The sequence below is a fragment of the Mesorhizobium sp. M0626 genome, from assembly GCF_040320665.1.
In the GTDB taxonomy this organism is placed as follows: domain Bacteria; phylum Pseudomonadota; class Alphaproteobacteria; order Rhizobiales; family Rhizobiaceae; genus Mesorhizobium.
On record NZ_JAMYQD010000018.1, the window covers coordinates 25,922 to 45,402 of the forward strand.

The window sequence follows — 19,481 nt, forward strand, 5'->3', positions numbered from 1 at the left end:
CGCGCTGTTGCGCCGCGCCAGTCATCGCCCTACATCGGTCAGCAAGCTCCGCCAATCATCGAAAGATCCCCCATGCCGTCCACGAAAACCGTCGATCTCGCCGCCCATCCGCTGACCAAATGGCAAGGGCCGCTCGGCCTGCCGGATTTTGCCAGCATCGGCGACGACGATTTCTCCTCGGTGTTCGACGCGGCGCTGAAGGCACATGAGGCCGAAATCGATGCGATCGCCGGCAACAAGGATGCGCCGACCATCGAGAATACGCTGGCAGCCCTCGAACTCGCCGGTGAGCCGCTCGACCATGTCTCGTCGATCTTCTGGTGCCGGGCCGGCGCCCACACCAACGATGCGATCCAGGCGCTGGAGCGTGAGATCTCGCCGAAGATGTCGCGGCATTTCTCGGCGATCTCGATGAACGAGAAACTGTTTGCCCGCATCGACGACCTCTACCAGCGCCGGGAGACGCTAAAACTCGACGTCGAGACGCTGCGGGTGCTGGAGAAGACCTGGAAAGGCTTTGTGCGATCGGGCGCAAAACTCGACGCCGACGGCAAGAAGCGGCTGGCCAACATCAGCGAGGAGCTGTCCTCGCTCGGCACCACTTTCGGCCAGAACGTGCTGGCCGACGAGCGCGACTGGGCGCTGTTCCTCGACGAGGCTGATCTTGCCGGCCTGCCGGACTTCGTGAAGAGTTCGATGGCCGAAGCCGCCGAGACGCGCGGCCAGAAGGGCCGCTACGCCGTCACTTTGTCGCGCTCAATCTATGAGCCGTTCACGACCTTTTCTGAACGCCGCGATCTGCGCGAGACCGCTTTCCGCGCCTTCACCATGCGCGGCCAGAATGGCGGCGCCAGCGACAACACCGCAGTGGTGCGCGACATGCTGAAACTGCGCGCCGAAAAGGCCAGGCTGCTAGGCTATGCCTCGTTCGCCGCGCTGAAACTCGACGACACCATGGCCAAGACGCCGAAGGCTGTGCACGACCTCCTCGACCCGGTCTGGGAGAAAGCGCTGGAGAAGGCCGCCGCCGACCAGAAGGAGCTGGAGCGGCTTGCGACCAAGGCAGGCAGCAACGAAAAATTCGCCGCCTGGGACTGGCGCTTCTACCAGGAGAAATTGCGCGCCGAAAAATTCGACTTCGACGAGGCGGAACTGAAACCCTATCTGCAACTCGACCGGGTCATCGACGCCTGCTTCGACGTCGCCACAAAACTGTTCGGCATCACTTTCGAGGAGAAGAAGGGCATCGCCGCCTGGCATCCCGACGCGCGCGTCTTCGTGGTGAAGAACGCCGATGGCAGCGAGCGCGGCCTGTTCCTCGCCGACTATTTCGCCCGATCCTCGAAGCGTTCTGGCGCCTGGATGAGCGCGCTGAAGTCTGGCTACAAGCTTGGGGATGGCTCCAAGCCGGTGATCTACAACATCATGAACTTCGCCAAGCCGCCGGCGGGGGAAGCGGCGCTGCTGTCGGTCGATGAGGCCAAGACCCTGTTCCACGAGTTCGGCCATGCTTTGCACGGCATGCTGACCGACGTCACCTGGCCGTCGGTGGCGGGCACCTCGGTTTCCCACGATTTCGTCGAACTGCCTTCGCAGCTCTACGAGCACTGGCTGACGGTGCCCGCAGTGCTGGAAAAGCATGCGCTGCATGTCAAGACCGGCAAGCCGATGCCGAAGTCGCTGCTCGACAAGATGCTGGCCGCCCGCACGTTCGGCGCCGGTTTCGCCACGGTCGAGTTCACAGCGTCGGCGCTGATCGACATGGCGTATCACGCGCGGCCGGATGCGCCGGCGGAACCGCTGCGTTTCGAAGCCGAAACGCTGGAAAAGCTTGATATGCCCGACACCATCGCCATGCGTCATCGCACCCCGCATTTCGGCCATATCTTCTCAGGCGACGGTTATTCAGCCGGCTACTATTCCTACATGTGGTCGGAAGTGCTCGACGCCGACGCCTTCGCCGCCTTCGAGGAGACCGGCGATCCCTTCAACCCGGCGCTGGCGGAACGGCTTCGGAAGAATATCTATGCCGCCGGCGGGTCGAAGGATCCGGAGGAGCTGTACACGGCGTTCCGCGGCAAGATGCCTTCGCCGGAAGCGATGATGGTGAAGCGGGGATTGCTATAGCGCCGCCTTATCTCCCCCCTCGAGGGGGAGATCACCAGCGCCAAGGATCCGCCACCCGTGGCCACACCGGCCGCGTCAGCTTCCTGTAATCCGTCACCGCCGGATTGCTCGGATACGAGCTCGGCGCCGAGACATAGATGATCTCCGCCGCGATCGGTTCAAAGCCGGCGTAGAAATGGTTGGTTGACTTGATCAGCAATATGTCCTTCGACAACGGATCGACACCGATGTTGGAGAAGACATCCGGCTCGAAGGTCTGCGTGCGGTTGGTGTTGAGGATGATGTCGATTTCGGTGCCTTCGAGCCGCACCAGCGCCGTCGGTCCGAGCGTCACCCGGCTCGGCCCGAAGCTCTGCCAGCCCTCGGGGACGGCTTTCAACACCTTGACGCGCGCATCGATCGGTTCGCCGGCCAGCGGCCCGGCCTTGCCGCCGAAGCGCAGGTCGATGACGGCGCCTTCGCCTGCCGCCTGGCAAAAGGTGACAGCGATCGGGTCCCAGATCGTCGCCACGCCAAAATTGTCCACGCCCTGTTCCAGCATGGCGCGCAGCACGACCGTACCGTCGCCGGCGACGCCACCGCCGGGATTGTCCCAGATGTCGGCAATCACAACCGGCTTGCCGGGATTTTCCTTGCGCACGGCCAGTGCCCGCGCGATGCCGTCCTCGGTGTTCAGCATCGTCATCGCCGTCCTTTCGCGGATGGCGTAAAGCTCGTGCCCTAGCCTCTCCGCCAGCGCATCGCCCTTGGCCTTGTCATTGTCAGTGACGACCAGGATGCGCGTGCCCATTTCCGGCACGTCCGCGGCCATGAAGCCATGGATGACCGAGACCGACAGCACGCCGTCCTTGCCGTGCAGCGCCTTGATGCGGTCGACGAAGGAGCGCATCGGCTCGCGGCTGGTCGGCAGCACCTGGATCATGCGGCAGTCGAACGTCGAGATCACCGGCTTGATCTCGTCGCGCGCCGCCGCCAATCCAAGCTCGACGACATGTTCGCCGCGCTCATAGAAGTCGGTGTGCGGGAATTCGAGGAAATAGGCCATGACATTGCATGCCGCGACGCGCTTTGGGGTCAGATGACTGTGCGGGTCGAGCTCGACCGCGATCACCACGTCGGGCCCGACGATTGCGCGAACCCGTTCCAGCAGATCGCCTTCGCAATCGTCATAGCCTTGCGCCACCATGGCGCCGTGCAGGCCGAGGATGACGGCGTCGACCGGCAAGGCTGCCTTCAACTGGCCGAGAATCTCGTCGCGCAACGACTCATAGGTCTGCCGCTGCACCAGCCCGCCCGGCTCCGCCCAGGTGGCGGTGCCTTCGATGACGGTCAGCCCTTCGGCAGCCGCACGCCGGCGCAGCGCGACCATCGGCGAGGAGCACAAGGTCGGCGTGTCTGGATGCTTGCCCGGCCCGGCATAGAACGCCATCTCGAACGACGCCCGGTCGGTCGGCACCGGCGAGAAGGTGTTGGTTTCGGTCGCCAGCGAGGCGGTGAAGATGCGCATGAAAACTCCGTACGGCTATTTGTTTTTCGCAATCCCGGACGGAAAACCGCTCCACACTGGAATTGCTATTTTACGGCCCCGAGCGCCAGCCCGCGGACGAGATAGCGCTGCAGCCAGATGAACAGGATCGCCACCGGCAGCGTCGCCAGCAGCGTCGCCGCCATTACATGGTGCCATTCGATCGTGTAGCGGCCGGCGACCAGCGAGAACACCTGGATAGGCAGCGTGTAACTTTCCTGGCTGCGCAGCATTGTGAGCGCAACGACGAACTCATTCCATGCGTTGATGAAGGTGAAGATGGCGGTCACCGCTATTGCCGGCAGGCAAAGCGGCAGAAACACTTTTCGCAAGGTCAGCCATCGGCCGGCGCCTTCCATCCACGCTGCTTCCTCGAGATCGCGCGGGATGGTGTCGAAATAGCTTTGCAGCATCCACACGGTGAAGGCGACGTTGAAAGCCATGTAGATGACGCCGAGCGCGGTCGTGGATTCGATCAGACCCCAGGCCGCCATCAGCCGGAACAGGCCGAGCACCAGCACGATCGGCGAGATCATCTGCGAGATCAGCAGGAACTGGCGGAAGGCGCCATAGCCGGCAAAGCGAAACCGCGACATGGCATAGGCGGCCGGCACCGAGATCAGGATGGCGCCGACGGTGGCGATAACAGAGACATAGAGCGAATTGGCCAGCGCCTGGCCAAAGCCGGTCGCCACCCACATGTCGGCAAAATTCGACCAGTGGAATTCGCTTGGCCACCAGGTCGGCGACAGCACCTCCTGCCGCGGCTTGACCGCGGTCAAAAACATTACCGCGAAGGGGAAGATCGTCACCACGAGCAGCGGCGAAAGCAGCAGCCAGGCGATGATCGTACGCTTCAGCTTGGGCGTCATGTGCGCTGCTCCCGCATGGCAAGCCGCACATAGATCATGGTGAAGATCAAAAGGATGGCGAACATCAGCAGCGACACCGCCGATGCTTCACCCAGTTTGCCGATGCGGAAGGCCAGCTTGTAGAGATGGGTGACCAATATGTCGGTCGAGTTGGCCGGCCCGCCCTGCGTCATCACCCAGATGATCGGGAAGGAATTGAAGACGTAGATGGTGTTGAGCACGATGGCGATGTTGATGAACGGCTTCAGCAGCGGAAAGGTGATCTCGCGGAACTGCTGCAGCGGCGTCGCCCCCTCCAGGGCCGCCGCCTCGTAGAGGTCGTCGGGGATCGACGACAGGCCGCCGAGGAAGATGGTCGTGGTGAACGGTACCGTCACCAATATGCCAATCAGCACCTGCATCGGGAATGCCGTCTCGGCGCGCGCCAGCCACTGGATGTTTTCATGGATCAGGCCGAGCCCGATCAGCGCCGAGTTCAGCATGCCGCTTTCACCGTTGAGCGCCCAGCGCCAGACCACCGCCGTCATCGTCAGCGACACCGCCCAGGGCAGCATGATGATGACGCGGGCAATGCCGCGGCCGTAGAAATCGGTGTTGAGGATCATCGCCACCGGCACCGACAACAGCAGCGCGCCGCCGACCACCAGCAACGTCCACAGGCCGGTGCGCCAGAGTGCCGCCAGGAAATCGGGATCGGCGAGGAAGGCTGAATAATTGGCGAAATCGTTGAAGTCGCGTAGCTGGCCGAAGCGGCTGACGTCATGCGTCGAGATCTGGATCAGGTCCCAGACCGGCCAGAAGATGACGACCGCCGCCAGCAACAGGCTGGGCAAGGTCAGCAGATAGGGCAAGAAGCGATTTTGCATCGGCCGGTTTTGTACCGTGGTTCTGTGGCGCTGGCACGCCAGCTCGGATCAATCTTGCATATCGGTCTTTAGCAGCCCTTCAGAAGAATGCCTTTCCTCTCCCCCGTCGATCAGGGGAGAGGTGTCGAGCGAAGCTCGGGGGGTCGACCCTTGGGGCGCAAGGCGAGGTGATGTTTGCCCTATTGCCCTTCCTATGTCCGTCGCGGCGGTTGCCAGGTGGTTCCCCCACTCCGTCTCGGCTTCGCCGAGCCACCTCTCCCCCCTCCGGAGGGAGAGGAAAGTGTGGCGCGCCCCGATCTCTGGGCCGCGCCGGGCGCAGGGAGATACGCCCTATTTCTTAATCACGGCGTTGGCCTTGGCAGCCGCTTCCTTCAAGCCTGCCTCGGGGTCGCCGCCGAGATAGATTTTCTGCATGGCATCCGAGGTGATCTGGGCGACTTCTTCCCAGCCGGGGATGACCGGTGCAAAGCGAGCGTCGGGCAGCAGTGCGGTGAACGCGGCGAGGTCGGCATTGTTGACGTAATAGTCCATCTTGGCCTCTTCCTTGTTCACCGGCAGGAAGCCTTCCCCTTGCGTGAACTTGGCGCGCTGTTCGGTGGTGAACAGGAAGTCGAGCAGCTTCCAGGCCTCATCCTTGTTCTTGGAATTCTTGAACATGATGATGGAATCGGTGACGCCGTACGTGCCGCGCGCGCCGGTCGGTCCGGCGGGGATAGCGGCCACGCCATATTTCAGGTTCGGCGCCTCGTCCTTGATCTGGTTGGACAGGAAGGGTGCGGTGATCATCATGCCGACCTTGCCCTGCTTGAACAGGTTCTGGACGTCCTCGCGGTTGTTGGAGGTGACGCCGGGTTCCGTCAGGCCTTCGTCGATCATCGACTTGTAGAGCTTGGCGGCTTCGAGCGCGCCCGGCGTGCCGAGGCCCGACGTGCCATCCTTGTTGAGAATCTCGGTGCCTTGCGACCACATCGCATAGTAGTAATAGACGTCGGTCTCGATCTCCTTGCCCTGCAGGCCGAAGCCGAACGTGCCGGTGCCCAGCGCCTTGATCTTGCGCGCATCCTCCTGCAACTCGGTCCAGGTTGCCGGCGGGTTGGCGATTCCGGCCTTCTCGAACAATTCCTTGTTGTAGTACATGGCGCGCGCCGAAGCCGCGATCGGCAGGCCATAGGTCTTGCCCTCCATGATCGACGGCGACAGGAAGGTGTCGATGAAGCGGTCCTTGAAGTCTGGCTTGATGTAGGCGTCGAGCGGCTCGGCGACATCCTGCTGGACGAAATCGATCAGCCAGCGGGTGCCGATGATCGACAGGTCGGCATTGGTACCGGCCGTGATGTCGGTGGTCAGCTTCTGCAGCAGCACGTCCCACGGCACAACTTCGAACTTGACGGTGATACCCGGGTTGGCTGCCTCGAATTCCTTTTTCACCGCTTCGAAATACGGGCCGGTCTTGGCGCTGTATTCGGCGACGGTTACGCGCACCTCGCCGGCATCTGCCTGCGCGGCCAGGGCGAGCAGGCTCATTCCGGCCATCAGGCCGACAGTCCATTTTGCAAGCTTCATTCGATCTCTCCCATTTGATTGCGCCTGCGCTCTTGCGGCTTCCAGGCGACCAAGGCTTAATGTGACTTTCCTACATTATCCATCATTTTACCTTGTGTAAGCGGAGATTATCCTGTTGCTTAATTACATTTCTTAAAATAGCGTTTTCCGATTATCGTAGATGCCAGGGAGGCGCGCAGCGTGGTTTCAAAGGCCGAATTCGCAGGCAAGACCGTGCTGGTGACCGGCGCCGGCGGCGGGCTCGGCTCGGCTATTGTGGCGCTGCTGGCCGAACGAGGCGCGCGCGTCGTCGGCTGCGACCAGTCGCAAGATGCGTTGCGCAGCCCACACCTGGCGTCGCGTCACGCCTTCGACCTCCTCGACCGGGCTTCCATCGAGGCGGCGATACCAGCGATCCTTGAGAAAGATGGCGTTCCCGACATGCTGATCAACAATGCCGGCTGGACGCGCGCAGAGACGCTTGCCGCATTGACACCCGATAAGATTGAGCACGAGCTCGACATCAATCTGACCGGGGTGATGCTGTTCGCCGATCCACTGATCAAGGCGATGGCCGCGCGCGGTTCGGGCAGCGTCGTCTTCATCTCTTCCGTCAACGCCATCGCCCATTTCGGCAACCCGGCCTATGCCGCGGCCAAGGCCGGCATCAATGCCTATGCCAAAGCGATCGCTGTGGAACTCGGCCGCAGCGGGCTGCGCGCGAATGTCGTCTGCCCCGGCTCGATCCGCACTGCCGCCTGGGACCATCGCCTGGCCAAGAACCCGGATGTTCTCGGCAAGCTCAAGCGGCTCTATCCGCTCGGCCGCATCGTCGACGCCACGGAAGTGGCCGAAGCGGTGGCCTTCCTTGTTTCGGATCGCGCATCGGGGATAACCGGCGCGGTGGTGCCGGTCGACGCCGGACTGACCGCCGGCTTCCTGCCCTTCATCGACGACATATTGGGAGCCTGACCATGACCGATGTCGAGTTCCGCGACCTGTCGAAATCCTTCGGACGCCACAAGATCCTCGAAAACATCAGCCTCGACATCAAGAGCGGCGAGTTCGTCGTGCTGGTCGGCCCTTCCGGCTGCGGCAAGTCGACCTTGCTGCGCATGCTGGCCGGGCTGGAGCCGATCACCGCAGGCGACCTCTTGATCGGCGGCGTGCGCGCCAACGATTTGCCGCCACAGCAGCGTAACATCGCGATGGTCTTCCAGTCCTATGCGCTGTTTCCGCACCTGAAAGCGGCCGACAATATCGGCTTTGGCCCAAAGATCCGCGGCGAAAGCCGCACGGCAATCGACGCCAAGGTGAAAAAGGCCTCAGGCGTCCTCAACCTGTTCTCCTATCTCGACCGCTATCCCCGGGAACTGTCGGGCGGCCAGCGCCAGCGCGTCGCAATGGGCCGCGCCATCGTGCGCGAACCCTCGGTGTTCCTGTTCGACGAGCCGCTCAGCAATCTCGACGCGCAATTGCGCGTGCAGATGCGCACCGAGATCAAGGCGCTGCACCAGCGGCTGAAATCGACCATCGTCTATGTCACCCACGACCAGATCGAGGCCATGACCATGGCCGACCGCATCGTGGTGATGGACCGCGGCAAGATCCAGCAGGTCGGCGCACCGCTGGAGCTCTACGACCGTCCCGCCAACAAATTCGTCGCCTCCTTCATCGGCTCGCCGTCGATGAGTTTTGTCTCCGGCGCCCTGAAGACGACGCCCGAGAAAAGCTGGTTCGAATCGGCCGGCGGAGGGCGACTGGCGCTCGGCAGCAAGACGGTGCCGGCTGGCACCACGGTCGAGGCCGGCATACGGCCCGAACACTTCGTCATCGGCGAGGCTGTCGACGCGATGGCGATCAAGGTCGATGTCGTCGAGCCGACCGGCTCGGAAACCCATGTCTATGGCGCCATCGGCGCTGACACGGTGCGCGCCGTATTCCGCGACCGGGTTCAGGTCAAGCCGGGTGAACTGCTGCCGGTCTCGGTAGCGCCGGGCAACATCCATCTGTTCGACACGGCGACAGGCCTGCCGCTATGAGCGCCGGCATGAAAACGAAAATACCACGATGAAGACGACAACCCAGAAATGAAAACGCCGGCCGACATCATCACGCGCCTGCAGCTGATGTCGCAGGACGGCACCAAATCGGACCGCCGCCTGGCCGGTCTCGTGCTCACCGATCTCGACTTTGCCTCCAAGGCGGCAATCTCGGAAATTGCCGCGCGCGTCGGCGTCAGCGAGCCGACAGTCACCCGTTTCTGCCGCAATCTCGGCTGCGAGGGTCTGCGCGATTTCAAATTCTACCTGGCGCAGGCGATCGCCATTGGCGGCCAGTATCTGTCGCCCGAACCGCTGAACCGGGACGCGCGCGAGCAGCGCATTGCGTCGGCCATCACCGAAGCGGCAATCGCCGCCATCCAGCGCGCCAGCGAAAACCTCGACATGAAGACGCTGGTGGGCGTGGCCGCGCGCATCGTCAGTTCGGGCAATGTGCTGTGCATCGGCTCCGGCGGCATTTCCTCGATGATGGCGACCGAGATGCAGAACCGGCTGTTTAGGCTGGGCGTGCCGGTGCTGGCGCAGATCGACGGGCAGTTGCAGCGCATGTATGCCGCGGTCGCTACGTCGGAGACGACGTTGATCGCGTTCTCGGTGTCCGGCTATGCTCGCTCGGTGATCGACGCCGTGCAGGTGGCCCAGCAATATGGCGCCACCACCATCGCCGTAACCCCGCCGGAATCAGCGCTGGCCAAGGCCGCCGATACCGTCATCCAGTTCCAGTCGCTGGAGGACGGCAACATCTACAAGCCGACCTCGTCGCGCTATGCGCTGCTTTCGATCGTCGACATGATCGTCACCTCGGTGGCCGAGACGCGCGGACCAAGGGTTCTGGAAAACCTGCGCCGCATCAAGCAGAGCGTGAACACGCTGAAGGTCGACGATCCAAAGTTGCCGCTGGGGGATTGAGGACTAACGGCCGAGCGCTTTGATGCTCGTCACCAGCGCCGCCGGATCGCCATTCACGCGTAGCGTCTTCAAGCGAGGGGTAGCGCCAGCAACGACCGACACCGCCGATGCGGGAACTCCCAGCGCCTTGGCGACAAGTCTTTGCAATGCTTGATTGGCCGCGCCATTCTCCGGCACGGCGCGCACGCGCGCCTTCAAATGGCTGCGCCCGTCGGCCATCGTCTCCACGCCTCCGAGCCTGTCCACGGAAGACTTCGGCGTCAGCCGGATAAACAGGTCGATGCCGTCGGCGCGCAAGCGGAATGGCGCGCTCATGCCGCCGTCAGGTTCACAGGACCAGCGGCGCTATCGTGGTGAGAATGAGCTGCCTGAGAAAGAACAGGAGCAGAAGCAGGATGATCGGCGAGATGTCGACGCCGCCAAGGTCGGGCATGAACCGACGGATTGGACGCAGCGCCGGCTCGGTCAGCCGGTAGAGCATGTTGCCGATGCTGCCGACGAACTGATTGCGCGAGTTGACGACGTTGAACGCATAGAGCCAGGAGAAGATCGCCGAGGCGATGATGACCCACCAGTACAGGTCCAGCGCCATGACGATTGTTTGAATGAGGGCGAGCATGCCGGTCTCCGATTGTTGTCGACATGTAGCCATTGCGCGCGAAACCGGCAAGGGCCGGTCGCCTACAAGCACCGGGCACAAGGGATTTCGGCAAAACCCCGCCTTGACAGGAAACCGCAGCCTTCGATAAATGCGCCATCCGCTGGACGGGGCTGTAGCTCAGCTGGGAGAGCGCGTCGTTCGCAATGACGAGGTCAGGAGTTCGATCCTCCTCAGCTCCACCAGCGGAATTTTCCTGCCTGTCGACACATCTAAGTTCCGAGACGTCTCGTCAAAGCCCCGCCTTCGCTGCGAGATAGGGCGCCAGGGCAAGCGAGTAGCTGGCGGTCAGATGATGACTGTCCCGCCAGACGATGATGTTGCCGACAACTGCCGGGCATAGTTGCGGCCCGCAAATGGCATCGAGCATATCGATGGCGCGCACATTTTTCTGTCCTTCCGCGGCCAGCGCCAACACGTTGCTCCGCTCAATATCGCTCAGTTTGGTGACGCATTTCGTTGGGGTCGAACTCAGGCAATCGCCCGGGTCGAATTTCATATAGGGCGTGTTGCGGATGGCAACGATTTGCGAGCCGGCGTCCGTCAGCCCGCCCCAGAGACTTCGCAGCCCCTCGATCATCACGTCTTGCTGAACCGCTCCGTAATTGGACTGGCTGGTGAAGATCAGATCCGGTTTCAGCTTTAGGATCTCGGCCAGCACCTTTTCGTGCCACTGCGCGCATAAGACGTTGGGTTTGCCATTCGCCGTGATGGCCACGCGGGTGAATGGGCAGGCGGATTTTGTAAAGGTAACCAGTTTGAAGTTGCGGTCCTTTGCGATCTTGTCCAGTGCCGGCACCCACTGGGCTGCATGAGAATCTCCCACCAGAACCATTGTTTTCGCACCCGTGGGATCGCCTAGAGAGCATCGTTTGGGCTCCGAGCTTTCCTCCTGGTGGCACTTCCTTGCATACACGACCGGCACGTCCCGCCTCAGCCGGGCCAGCGGCGGCAGAAGGTTCACACCGTCCGGGACCACGGCGCCGGAGACGAGAGCGGCGGGCCCGGGGTAGGAAGGCGTGCCGATCAGCGCGGTGTCGATGCGTTCGGTCTTCAGAAAGAGCAGCAGGCTGCCGGATGCGGCCACGCATGTGAGAACCGCCGCGGTGCCGTATCCCAGCGGCTTCCACCAGGCGCCGCCCCGAGCTTGCCGGTAGCGCTGCTCAACATATCGATAGGACAGATCCGATAGAAGCAGGGTCGCCGCAATCAGGCCGAAGCCGCCGGCAAGGGTCAGCGAATGACCCTGCGCCTGGAAGATGGTGATCAGCGGCCAATGCCATAGATAGACCGAGTAGGAGCGATCGCCGATGAAACGAAGTGGCAACGAATCGAGCCCACGAAACCGGCCGACTTCAACCTCGCCAGCCAGGATGACCAGCACTGTGGCCAAGGTCGGCAACAACGCACTGACGCCGGGAAATGGAGTTGCAGCGGAAAACAGCAAGGCGGACGCAACGATGCCCAGGATGCCGGCGATCGCCAGCCACTGTCTAGTGAGTGCCGCCAGTCGAAACTGGTGTTCGGTCAGCACCAGCAGACCACCCAGCGCCAATTCCCACAGGCGGGTATGGCTGACGAAATAGGCCTGGGCCGGATCCGTCGCCGTCAAAACCACAGAGGCAACAAGTGATGCCGCGAAAATGAGCGACAACGCCCCGATCAAGCAGGCCCTCAGCGGAAGGTCACGGCGGCGCGCCAGCCAGATCACGCCGATCATCACCAACGGCCAGGCGATGTAGAACTGCTCTTCGATGGAAAGCGACCAGTAGTGTTGCACCGGGCTCGGCAAGGTGTCGGCCTCGAGATAGCTGACGGCAATCGAGGCCAGCCGCCAGTTCTCGACATAAAGAGCGCTCGCCACGATCTGGTTGCCTATTTCCTCCCAGCGCGCCTTTGAGATGAAAAGCAGCGTGCCCAGCAATGCCACCAGCAGCACCAAGGTTGCTGCAGGCAACAACCGTCGCACCCGTCGCGAATAGAATTCGATCAGCGAGACGCGACCGTCGCGCAGCGCCATCTGCGCCAGCAGGCCGGTGATCAGATAGCCAGAGATGACGAAAAAGACGTCGACGCCGATATATCCGCCGGGAAGAGCATGGGGCCACAGGTGAAAGACGACGACCAGAGCGACGGCCAGTCCGCGCAACCCTTGTATTTCGGGTTGAAACCGGCGGTTCTGATCGATTGTCACCGGGTATCCCCCAACAGTCTCAGCCGGCCTGGATCAACCGGCCAGTCCCCGCCACGATCTTCATAAGGGCAGAGTGCCGTGAAGCAAGAGCCGATCGCAGCAGTTCATTCCCTTTCCGTCTCCAGCCCGCTCACCAGCGTGTCGACGAAACCCAGCAGCTCACTTTCGAGATCGGTGGACGCCAGGCCAATGAAACGGTCTTCGAGCGAGATGGCGACGATCCCATGCACGGCGGAGAACAGCGTGCGCGCGCGGGCCAAAAGCTCCGGCGTTGCCGCCGCCGGGAGCAGCGCCGCCAGCGGCTCGACCAGATGCTGGATCAGCACGGCATGTTCGGCCAGATGCCATCCGGGCACCGCCACGCCTGGCGCCATGCGATGCTCGAACAGCGCCTTCCACGCCATGCGGTTGCCGCGGGCGAAGCCGAGATAGGCCTTGGCCAGTGCCTTCAGCTTGGCCCTTGGCTCGGCGGCGGCGGTCGCCTCCTGTTCCAACGCCGCCCCAAGTCTTGCCAGCGTGATCGAATTGACGTGCAGGATGAGCTCGTCGAGGTCGGCGAAGGCCGTGTAGAGCGCGCCGAGCGCGCAGCCGGCATCGGCCGTGATGTCGCGTGCACGCAGCCCGGCGAGCCCCAAGGACTGGATGCGCGCTTGCGCGGCCTCGATCAGCCTGCCTTTGAGATCCTCGCGTTTGGCGTCCCGTTTTGCGGTCATTAACCTTCCTTATCAATTCATGAACACCGTTCATTTTCTCCTTGAACGCCGTTCACAATGTGCTACGTTGTGTCGTGAACAACGTTCATAGAGGAGAAACGGAAATGTTGAAACAGTTTTTTGCTCTCGTTCGCGGCCGAAGCTACGAAGCCGCCGAGGCGGTCGTCGACCGCAACGCGCTGATAATCCTGCGCCAGCAGATCCGCGATTGCGCCGACGCTATCGCGGCCGCCCGCCGGGCGGTTGCAATTGCCATCGCCCAGAACGAACAGGAAGTCGCGCAGTTCAAGAAGCTTGTCCTCCGCATCGACGATTTGGAGAAGCGCACGATCGCCGCGATCGAGCAGGGACAGAATGAACTGGCCCGCGAAGCCGCCGAAACCATCGCCATGCTGGAAGCCGAACGCGACGCCTCCGCCGAGGCGCAGAAAAGCTTCGGCACCGAGATCGAGCGTCTCAAGCGGATTATCCGCGTCTCCGAAATGCGCCTGCGCGAATTGCAGCGCGGCCAGCGCATCGTTGCCGCGGTCGACTCGACCCAGCGCCTGCGAGAAAGCGCGCCCGGCTCCAGCCTGTCGGCGCTCAGGGACGCCGAGGAGACGCTGCTGCGCCTGCGCACCAGGCAAAAGCAGATCGACGCCACCGCGGCCGCCATGGCCGAGATGGAACAGTCGGGCGATCCTGCCGCGGTCTCAGAGAAGCTTGCGGCCGCCGGCTGCGGCGCGCCGCTGAGAAGCAGCGCCGACACCGTGCTCGAACGGCTCACGAAGACCATGACCAAGCCGGCCTGATCGTACCCGGCCTGATTGTTATCCAGTCTGATTGTATCCGGCCTGATTGTATCCAGCCTGAAACAGACCCACGCCCAACCAACCTAACCTTGAAACGAAAGGACCATATCGATGACCCCGAACACCTATTCCCCCAAGGACTCAAGCGCCTGGAAGACCTTCACCATGGCCAGTTTCGCCGTTGCCGCCACAATGATGGCCGGCGGCATCTACTTCATGGAGGCGAGCTTCGCCGCCAAGGGGTTTTATGCGATGGCCGCCATCATGCTCGTGCACACCTCGATCACCATCACCAAGACGCTGCGCGACTCGGAAGAGGCAAGCCGCTTCATCAACCGGCTGGAAGACGCCAAGACCGAGAAGTTGCTGATGGAAGTCAGCCGCAGTAACGAAGTGTAACCGGGTTCCCGCTAAACAAGGCTCAACGCGCAAGACCGCTGATCAATCCAGTCAGGATTTTCACCGGTCTTGCCCAATGGAAGTCGCCGCTATGGAAATCGCCCCGATCAACCGACCGACAGCTCATCTGATGACCTCCAGGCGCTTTGCGCCCTTGTTCTGGACGCAGTTCCTGTCCGCCTTCAACGATAATTTCCTCAAGAACACGCTGGTGTTCCTTATTCTGTTCACGCTGGCGGCGGACCAGGCGGCATCACTGGTCACCTTGGCGGGCGCCGTCTTCATGGCCCCCTTCCTGCTCCTGTCGGCGCTCGGCGGCGAGCTCGCCGACCGCTTCGACAAGGCTCTCATAGCCAAGCGTCTGAAATTCGCCGAGATCGCCGCGGCGGGTGTCTCCGTCGTCGGCATCGCCCTGTCGTCCATTCCCGTGCTGATGACGGCGCTGTTGATGTTCGGCGTTATCTCGGCGCTGTTCGGACCGATCAAATACGGAATCCTGCCCGATCACCTCGAACGCAAGGAACTGCCCAAGGCCAACGCCTGGATCGAGTCAGCCACGTTTGCCGCGATTCTCGGCGGCACCATAGCCGGCGGCGTCGTTTCCGCCGATGGCATCGGCGTCGCGGTGTTCGGACCGATCATGATGGCGCTCGCCGTCGGTTGCTGGCTCGTCAGCCGCTATATCCCGTCCACCGGTTCGGCGGCGCCCGACCTTGTCATCGACAAGAACATCTTCCGCTCGACCTGGCGCCAGGTCGCCGAATTGCGCACCGACACGCGCATCTGGCGCGCCGGCCTGATGACGTCGTGGTTCTGGCTGATCGGCGCCATCGTGCTCTCGCTCCTGCCGGTCCTGATCAAGGATTCGCTCGGCGGCAACGAAATGGCCGTCACCGTCTACCTCGCCGTGTTCGCCGTCTCGATCGCCATCGGTTCGGCCATCGCCGCCTGGATGTCGCAGGGCCGCATCGTGCTGTTGCCGGCACCGGTCGGCACGGCGCTGCTCGCCCTGTTCGGCCTGCATCTCGCCTGGACCATCTCCGGCATGACGCCGTCGCCCCAGGCGGAAACCCTTGGCGCATTCTTCGCCGGCCCAAACACGATCCGCGTCGCCATCGACCTCGCCGGCATGGCCATTGCAGCCGCTTTCCTGGTGGTGCCGACCTTCGCCGCCGTGCAGGCCTGGTCGCCCGAAGCGCGGCGCGCCCGGGTCGTCGCCGCCGTCAGTATCGTCAATGCCGGCTTCATGACTGGCGGCGGCATCATCATGGCCCTGATCCAGACGAAGGTCTCGACCGGCGGCATCCTGTTCGGCCTCGTCGCGGCCAATGCGATTGCCGCCTGGCTGATGCTGAAATATTTGCCGACGAACCCCTTCCGTGACTTCGTCTCCATCCTGTTCCGCGCTTTCCTGCGCCTCGAAGTCGAGGGTATGGAAAACCTCAAGGCGGCCGGCAAGGCGCCGATCCTGGCGCTCAACCATGTCAGCTTCCTCGACGGTCCGCTCGCCTTGACGCTGACCGATGAGGAGCCGGTCTTCGCCATCGACTACACCATTGCCCAGGCCTGGTGGATGAAGCCGTTCATGAAACTTGCCCGCGCTTTGCCGCTCAACCCGGCCAAGCCGATGTCGACCCGCACGCTGATCAAGATCGTGCAGGGCGGCGATCCGCTGGTGATCTTCCCGGAGGGACGCATCACGGTGACCGGCGGCCTGATGAAGGTCTATGACGGCGCCGCCATGGTTGCCGACAAGACCGGCTCGATGGTTGTGCCGGTGCGCATCGACGGGCTGGAGAAGACCTACTTCTCGCGGTTGAGCTCGCAGCATGTGCGCCGCCGCCTGTTCCCGAAGGTCAAGGTGACCATTCTGGAACCGGTCAAGCTCGAGGTGCCGCAAGAGCTGAAGGGCCGCAAGCGCCGCGCCGCGGCGGGTTCCGCGCTCTACCAGGTGATGTCGGATCTCGTTTTCCGCACCCAGGACATCGACAAGACCGTACTGGAAAAGATCATCGAGACGGCGAACGAACGCGGCATGAATCAGCTCGCAGTTCAGGATCCGGTCACCGGTTCTCTCAGCTACAGCAAGCTGCTCACGGCTGCCGCCGTGCTTGGTGAGAAGTTCCAGAACCTTTATGCCGACCAGCAGACGCTGGGCATCATGCTGCCCAACGCCAACGGCTCTTGCGCGACGCTGCTCGGCGTCATGTCCGCCGGCAAGGTTCCGGCGATGATGAACTTCACCGCAGGTGCTGCCAATATTCTGTCCGCCTGCAAGGCCGCCGAAGTCCGCACCGTGCTGACGTCCCGCGCGTTCGTCGAACAGGCAAAGCTCGGCGCTGTAGTCGAGGAACTCGGTCGCTCGGTCGACATCGTGTGGCTCGACGATCTCAGAAAGACCATCAGTCTCAAGGATAAGCTGCTCGGCTTGCTGCGCAAGTCGACGCCGCGCGCGAAACGCAAGCCCGGCGATGCGGCGGTGATCTTGTTCACCTCGGGTTCGGAAGGCACGCCGAAGGGCGTCGTTCTGACCCACCGCAACATCCTGGCCAACGCCGCCCAGGCGGCGTCGCGTATCGACTTCCATTCGGGCGACAAGGTGTTCAACGTGCTGCCGATCTTCCACTCCTTCGGCATGACCGCGGGCACGGTGCTGCCGTTGATCTCCGGCGTGCCGGTCTATTTCTACCCCTCGCCGCTGCACTACCGCCTCGTGCCGGAACTGATCTACGGCTCGAACGCGACGATCATCTTCGGCACCGACACCTTCCTCTCCGGCTATGCCCGCACCGCGCACCCCTACGACTTCCGCTCGATACGCTATTGTTTTGCCGGCGCGGAGCCGGTCAAGACAGCGACGCGCATGACCTATATGGAGAAGTTCGGCGTCCGCATACTCGAGGGCTATGGCGTCACCGAGACGGCGCCGGTGATCTCCATCAACACGCCGATGTACAATCGCTCTGGAACCGTCGGCAAGATCATGCCCGGCATGGAATACCGCCTCGATCCGGTCCCCGGCGTCGACGAAGGCGGCCGGCTGTTCGTGCGCGGCCCCAATGTCATGGCCGGTTATCTCCGGGCCGAGAAGCCCGGCGTGCTCGAACCGCTGGAGGACGGCTGGCATGATACGGGCGACGTCGTCGCTATCGACGAAGGCGGCTTCATCACCATTCGCGGCCGCGCCAAGCGCTTCGCCAAGATCGGCGGCGAGATGATCTCGCTCGCCGCTGTCGAAGCGCTGGCCGGCGAATTGTGGAAGGGCTCGCTGTCGGCGGTCGCCACGGTGCCCGACGCGCGCAAGGGCGAAAAGCTGATCCTCATCACTGAGGCATCCGGCGCCACACGAGCGGAATTCCTCGCCTACGCCAAGGCCAACGGCGCCATGGACCTGATGGTCCCGGCCGAAGTGCGGGTGGTCTCAAAGGTACCGGTCCTTGGCTCCGGCAAGCTCGACTTCGCCGCCGTGACAAAAATGGTGCGCGACGAAGAGGCCTTGAAGACCAAGGCCGCCTGACCCGGCTACGGCAACGGGCCGACGCAAGAGCCGGCCCGTTCAGTATGATCAACCCTTCGCATGCCGCTGCGAGATCAGCATCGCCATGCGCTGGACTGCCCGCAGCTCCATTTCCACGCCCGGCGACGATGCCAGCGCCGGCATGTTGAGCGCCACCACGGTCAACGGCTCGAGCGTCGCCAGCAGCACATGGGTCGCCTCAAATTTCTCGAACAGCCAGGCCAGCTGCTCGCGTATATCCTGGTCGACTGGCGCCCCCGGCTGCGTATCGGCGAGCGAGCGCACGGGCTCCTGCTCTAGTGCACGGGCCAGCACCTTGAGGTCGAAATCACCGAGGTCGGCTGCCGGCAGGATCAGCGCACCGTCGACAAGAATATGGCTCTGCAGGCCGCGCAGGAAGCGCGCCGAATCGGTGAGGTCGCCCTCGGCCATATGCTTCAGCAACGAGTCGCGGCGCTTCTCCGCGGTGAGGCTGACGCTGTCATTGTAGATGACTGCCAGCAGCGTCGCCGACAGCACGATCACCACGCCCTGCACACTGCCGCGCCAGCCGAGATCGTCGATGCCGCCCAGCGCCAGCCCGGCGAAAACCGAGCTCAGCGTAATCACGGTAAAGGCGCCGATCGTGTCGCGATGGCCGAGGCTCGCGCGTCCAAGGCCGATCGTCAGCCAACACAGGAACAGGATGGCGATGCCGCCAAGCCGAACCGGCACTTCGAACAGGCCGGGCCGGTAGTCGGTGACCATGAACGGAATGATCAACAGCAGCGACAGCGCCATGCGCTCGACCGTGCGGTTTTCGGCCGCCGACAGGCTGTCGCGATCGCGCGTCATCACCAGCCAGCCGATGGCGAGAAAACCTCCGAACTGGAAGGCAAGTAGTACCGCCATTCGCCATGGTTCAGCGAAACGTGCCGGGATCGGCGCCACAAGGAAGAACAGCAGGGCACCGCCGGCGGCGAACAATTTGAGAGCGAACGGCGCGTGCCGGCGCAGCAGGCCTTCGGTCAGCAGCAGTGCGGCCAGCGGCAGCAGACCCGCCGCCGTGATGGTGACGAACCGGAAAAAGGCAAGACCCGTGGTCCAGTCGAGGATGCGGCAGGCAAGCAGCACTGCCAGCACCTTGAGGCCGAATAGAAAGCGCCGCGACAGCGGATCGCCCGTGTCGCGCCCGCCTATGATCGATATCACGACAAGCAGGCCAACCAGCGCCGCTAGCGAGGTGATGGTGTCGGCGACGAGCGTGCCGTCGAGGTTCATCATCGGCCGGCTGCCATCAGCTTGCGGATAAACCGAGACGCCACG

General features: G+C 62.9%; 16 protein-coding genes and 1 tRNA gene. 8 read left to right on the forward strand and 9 right to left on the reverse strand.

Annotation, left to right across the window (positions count from 1 at the left end; all coding sequences use genetic code 11):
* Window positions 1-72: 72 nt before the first annotated feature.
* On the forward strand, window positions 73-2,127 hold the full coding sequence (locus NKI37_RS22975) for a M3 family metallopeptidase (protein ID WP_352787119.1): 2,055 nt from the start codon (window positions 73-75) through the stop codon (window positions 2,125-2,127).
* Between the two features lie 31 nt (window positions 2,128-2,158).
* Here the strand turns inward: NKI37_RS22975 and NKI37_RS22980 are convergent, their stop codons facing one another.
* The 4 genes from NKI37_RS22980 to NKI37_RS22995 all read right to left on the reverse strand — a co-directional run bounded on the left by NKI37_RS22980 (window position 2,159) and on the right by NKI37_RS22995 (window position 6,953).
* Complete coding sequence (locus tag NKI37_RS22980; protein ID WP_023688837.1) at window positions 2,159-3,634, reverse strand: M81 family metallopeptidase; 1,476 nt, start codon at window positions 3,632-3,634, stop codon at window positions 2,159-2,161.
* Between the two features lie 65 nt (window positions 3,635-3,699).
* A complete protein-coding gene (locus NKI37_RS22985; protein WP_023668609.1) occupies window positions 3,700-4,524 on the reverse strand; it encodes a carbohydrate ABC transporter permease in 825 nt (274 codons plus the stop codon).
* Window positions 4,521-5,390, reverse strand: a complete 870-nt coding sequence (locus NKI37_RS22990; RefSeq protein WP_023681441.1) for a carbohydrate ABC transporter permease — start codon at window positions 5,388-5,390, stop codon at window positions 4,521-4,523. The genes NKI37_RS22985 and NKI37_RS22990 overlap by 4 nt, the downstream gene beginning before the upstream one ends.
* 330 nt (window positions 5,391-5,720) lie before the next feature.
* On the reverse strand, window positions 5,721-6,953 hold the full coding sequence (locus tag NKI37_RS22995) for an ABC transporter substrate-binding protein (RefSeq protein WP_023668607.1): 1,233 nt from the start codon (window positions 6,951-6,953) through the stop codon (window positions 5,721-5,723).
* A 180-nt stretch (window positions 6,954-7,133) separates the two neighbouring features.
* Between NKI37_RS22995 and NKI37_RS23000 the strand changes: the two genes are divergently transcribed.
* Genes NKI37_RS23000 through NKI37_RS23010 form a run of 3 tightly spaced genes read left to right on the forward strand, consistent with a single transcriptional unit; the run spans window position 7,134 to window position 9,904 of the window.
* The gene (locus NKI37_RS23000; protein ID WP_352787120.1) at window positions 7,134-7,904 is read left to right on the forward strand and encodes an SDR family NAD(P)-dependent oxidoreductase; all 771 of its coding nucleotides are present in this window, start codon (window positions 7,134-7,136) and stop codon (window positions 7,902-7,904) included.
* A 2-nt stretch (window positions 7,905-7,906) separates the two neighbouring features.
* On the forward strand, window positions 7,907-8,974 hold the full coding sequence (locus NKI37_RS23005; protein ID WP_352787121.1) for an ABC transporter ATP-binding protein: 1,068 nt from the start codon (window positions 7,907-7,909) through the stop codon (window positions 8,972-8,974).
* 48 nt (window positions 8,975-9,022) lie between these two features.
* Entirely contained in the window at window positions 9,023-9,904 is an 882-nt protein-coding gene (locus tag NKI37_RS23010; protein WP_023681445.1) for a MurR/RpiR family transcriptional regulator, read from the forward strand.
* A gap of 3 nt (window positions 9,905-9,907) precedes the next feature.
* On the opposite strand, the gene NKI37_RS23015 is transcribed toward NKI37_RS23010, so the two are convergent.
* Both NKI37_RS23015 and NKI37_RS23020 read right to left on the reverse strand, forming a co-directional pair.
* Complete coding sequence (locus NKI37_RS23015) at window positions 9,908-10,219, reverse strand: DUF167 family protein (protein WP_352787122.1); 312 nt, start codon at window positions 10,217-10,219, stop codon at window positions 9,908-9,910.
* 13 nt (window positions 10,220-10,232) lie between these two features.
* Window positions 10,233-10,523, reverse strand: a complete 291-nt coding sequence (locus NKI37_RS23020; RefSeq protein WP_023668602.1) for a YggT family protein — start codon at window positions 10,521-10,523, stop codon at window positions 10,233-10,235.
* A gap of 148 nt (window positions 10,524-10,671) precedes the next feature.
* Here NKI37_RS23020 and NKI37_RS23025 point away from each other — a divergent pair.
* Window positions 10,672-10,747, forward strand: a tRNA-Ala gene (locus NKI37_RS23025).
* Window positions 10,748-10,794: 47 nt separating this feature from the next.
* Here NKI37_RS23025 and NKI37_RS23030 read toward each other — a convergent pair.
* The gene (locus NKI37_RS23030; RefSeq protein ID WP_084633816.1) at window positions 10,795-12,756 is read right to left on the reverse strand and encodes an acyltransferase family protein; all 1,962 of its coding nucleotides are present in this window, start codon (window positions 12,754-12,756) and stop codon (window positions 10,795-10,797) included.
* Between the two features lie 104 nt (window positions 12,757-12,860).
* On the reverse strand, window positions 12,861-13,469 hold the full coding sequence (locus NKI37_RS23035) for a TetR/AcrR family transcriptional regulator (protein WP_023681448.1): 609 nt from the start codon (window positions 13,467-13,469) through the stop codon (window positions 12,861-12,863).
* Between the two features lie 104 nt (window positions 13,470-13,573).
* On the opposite strand from NKI37_RS23035, the gene NKI37_RS23040 reads away from it, so the two are divergent.
* From NKI37_RS23040 to NKI37_RS23050, 3 genes are all read left to right on the forward strand, one after another.
* On the forward strand, window positions 13,574-14,260 hold the full coding sequence (locus NKI37_RS23040; RefSeq protein WP_352787124.1) for a PspA/IM30 family protein: 687 nt from the start codon (window positions 13,574-13,576) through the stop codon (window positions 14,258-14,260).
* 111 nt (window positions 14,261-14,371) lie between these two features.
* Window positions 14,372-14,659 (forward strand): YiaA/YiaB family inner membrane protein, encoded by a 288-nt coding sequence (locus NKI37_RS23045; protein WP_023668598.1) that lies wholly within the window; start codon window positions 14,372-14,374, stop codon window positions 14,657-14,659.
* Between the two features lie 91 nt (window positions 14,660-14,750).
* Window positions 14,751-18,176: an acyl-[ACP]--phospholipid O-acyltransferase gene (locus NKI37_RS23050; protein ID WP_352597734.1), complete on the forward strand. Its 3,426-nt coding sequence runs from the start codon at window positions 14,751-14,753 to the stop codon at window positions 18,174-18,176.
* A 48-nt stretch (window positions 18,177-18,224) separates the two neighbouring features.
* Here the strand turns inward: NKI37_RS23050 and NKI37_RS23055 are convergent, their stop codons facing one another.
* Window positions 18,225-19,439, reverse strand: a complete 1,215-nt coding sequence (locus NKI37_RS23055) for a hypothetical protein (RefSeq protein ID WP_023715887.1) — start codon at window positions 19,437-19,439, stop codon at window positions 18,225-18,227.
* Between the last annotated feature and the right edge of the window lie 42 nt (window positions 19,440-19,481).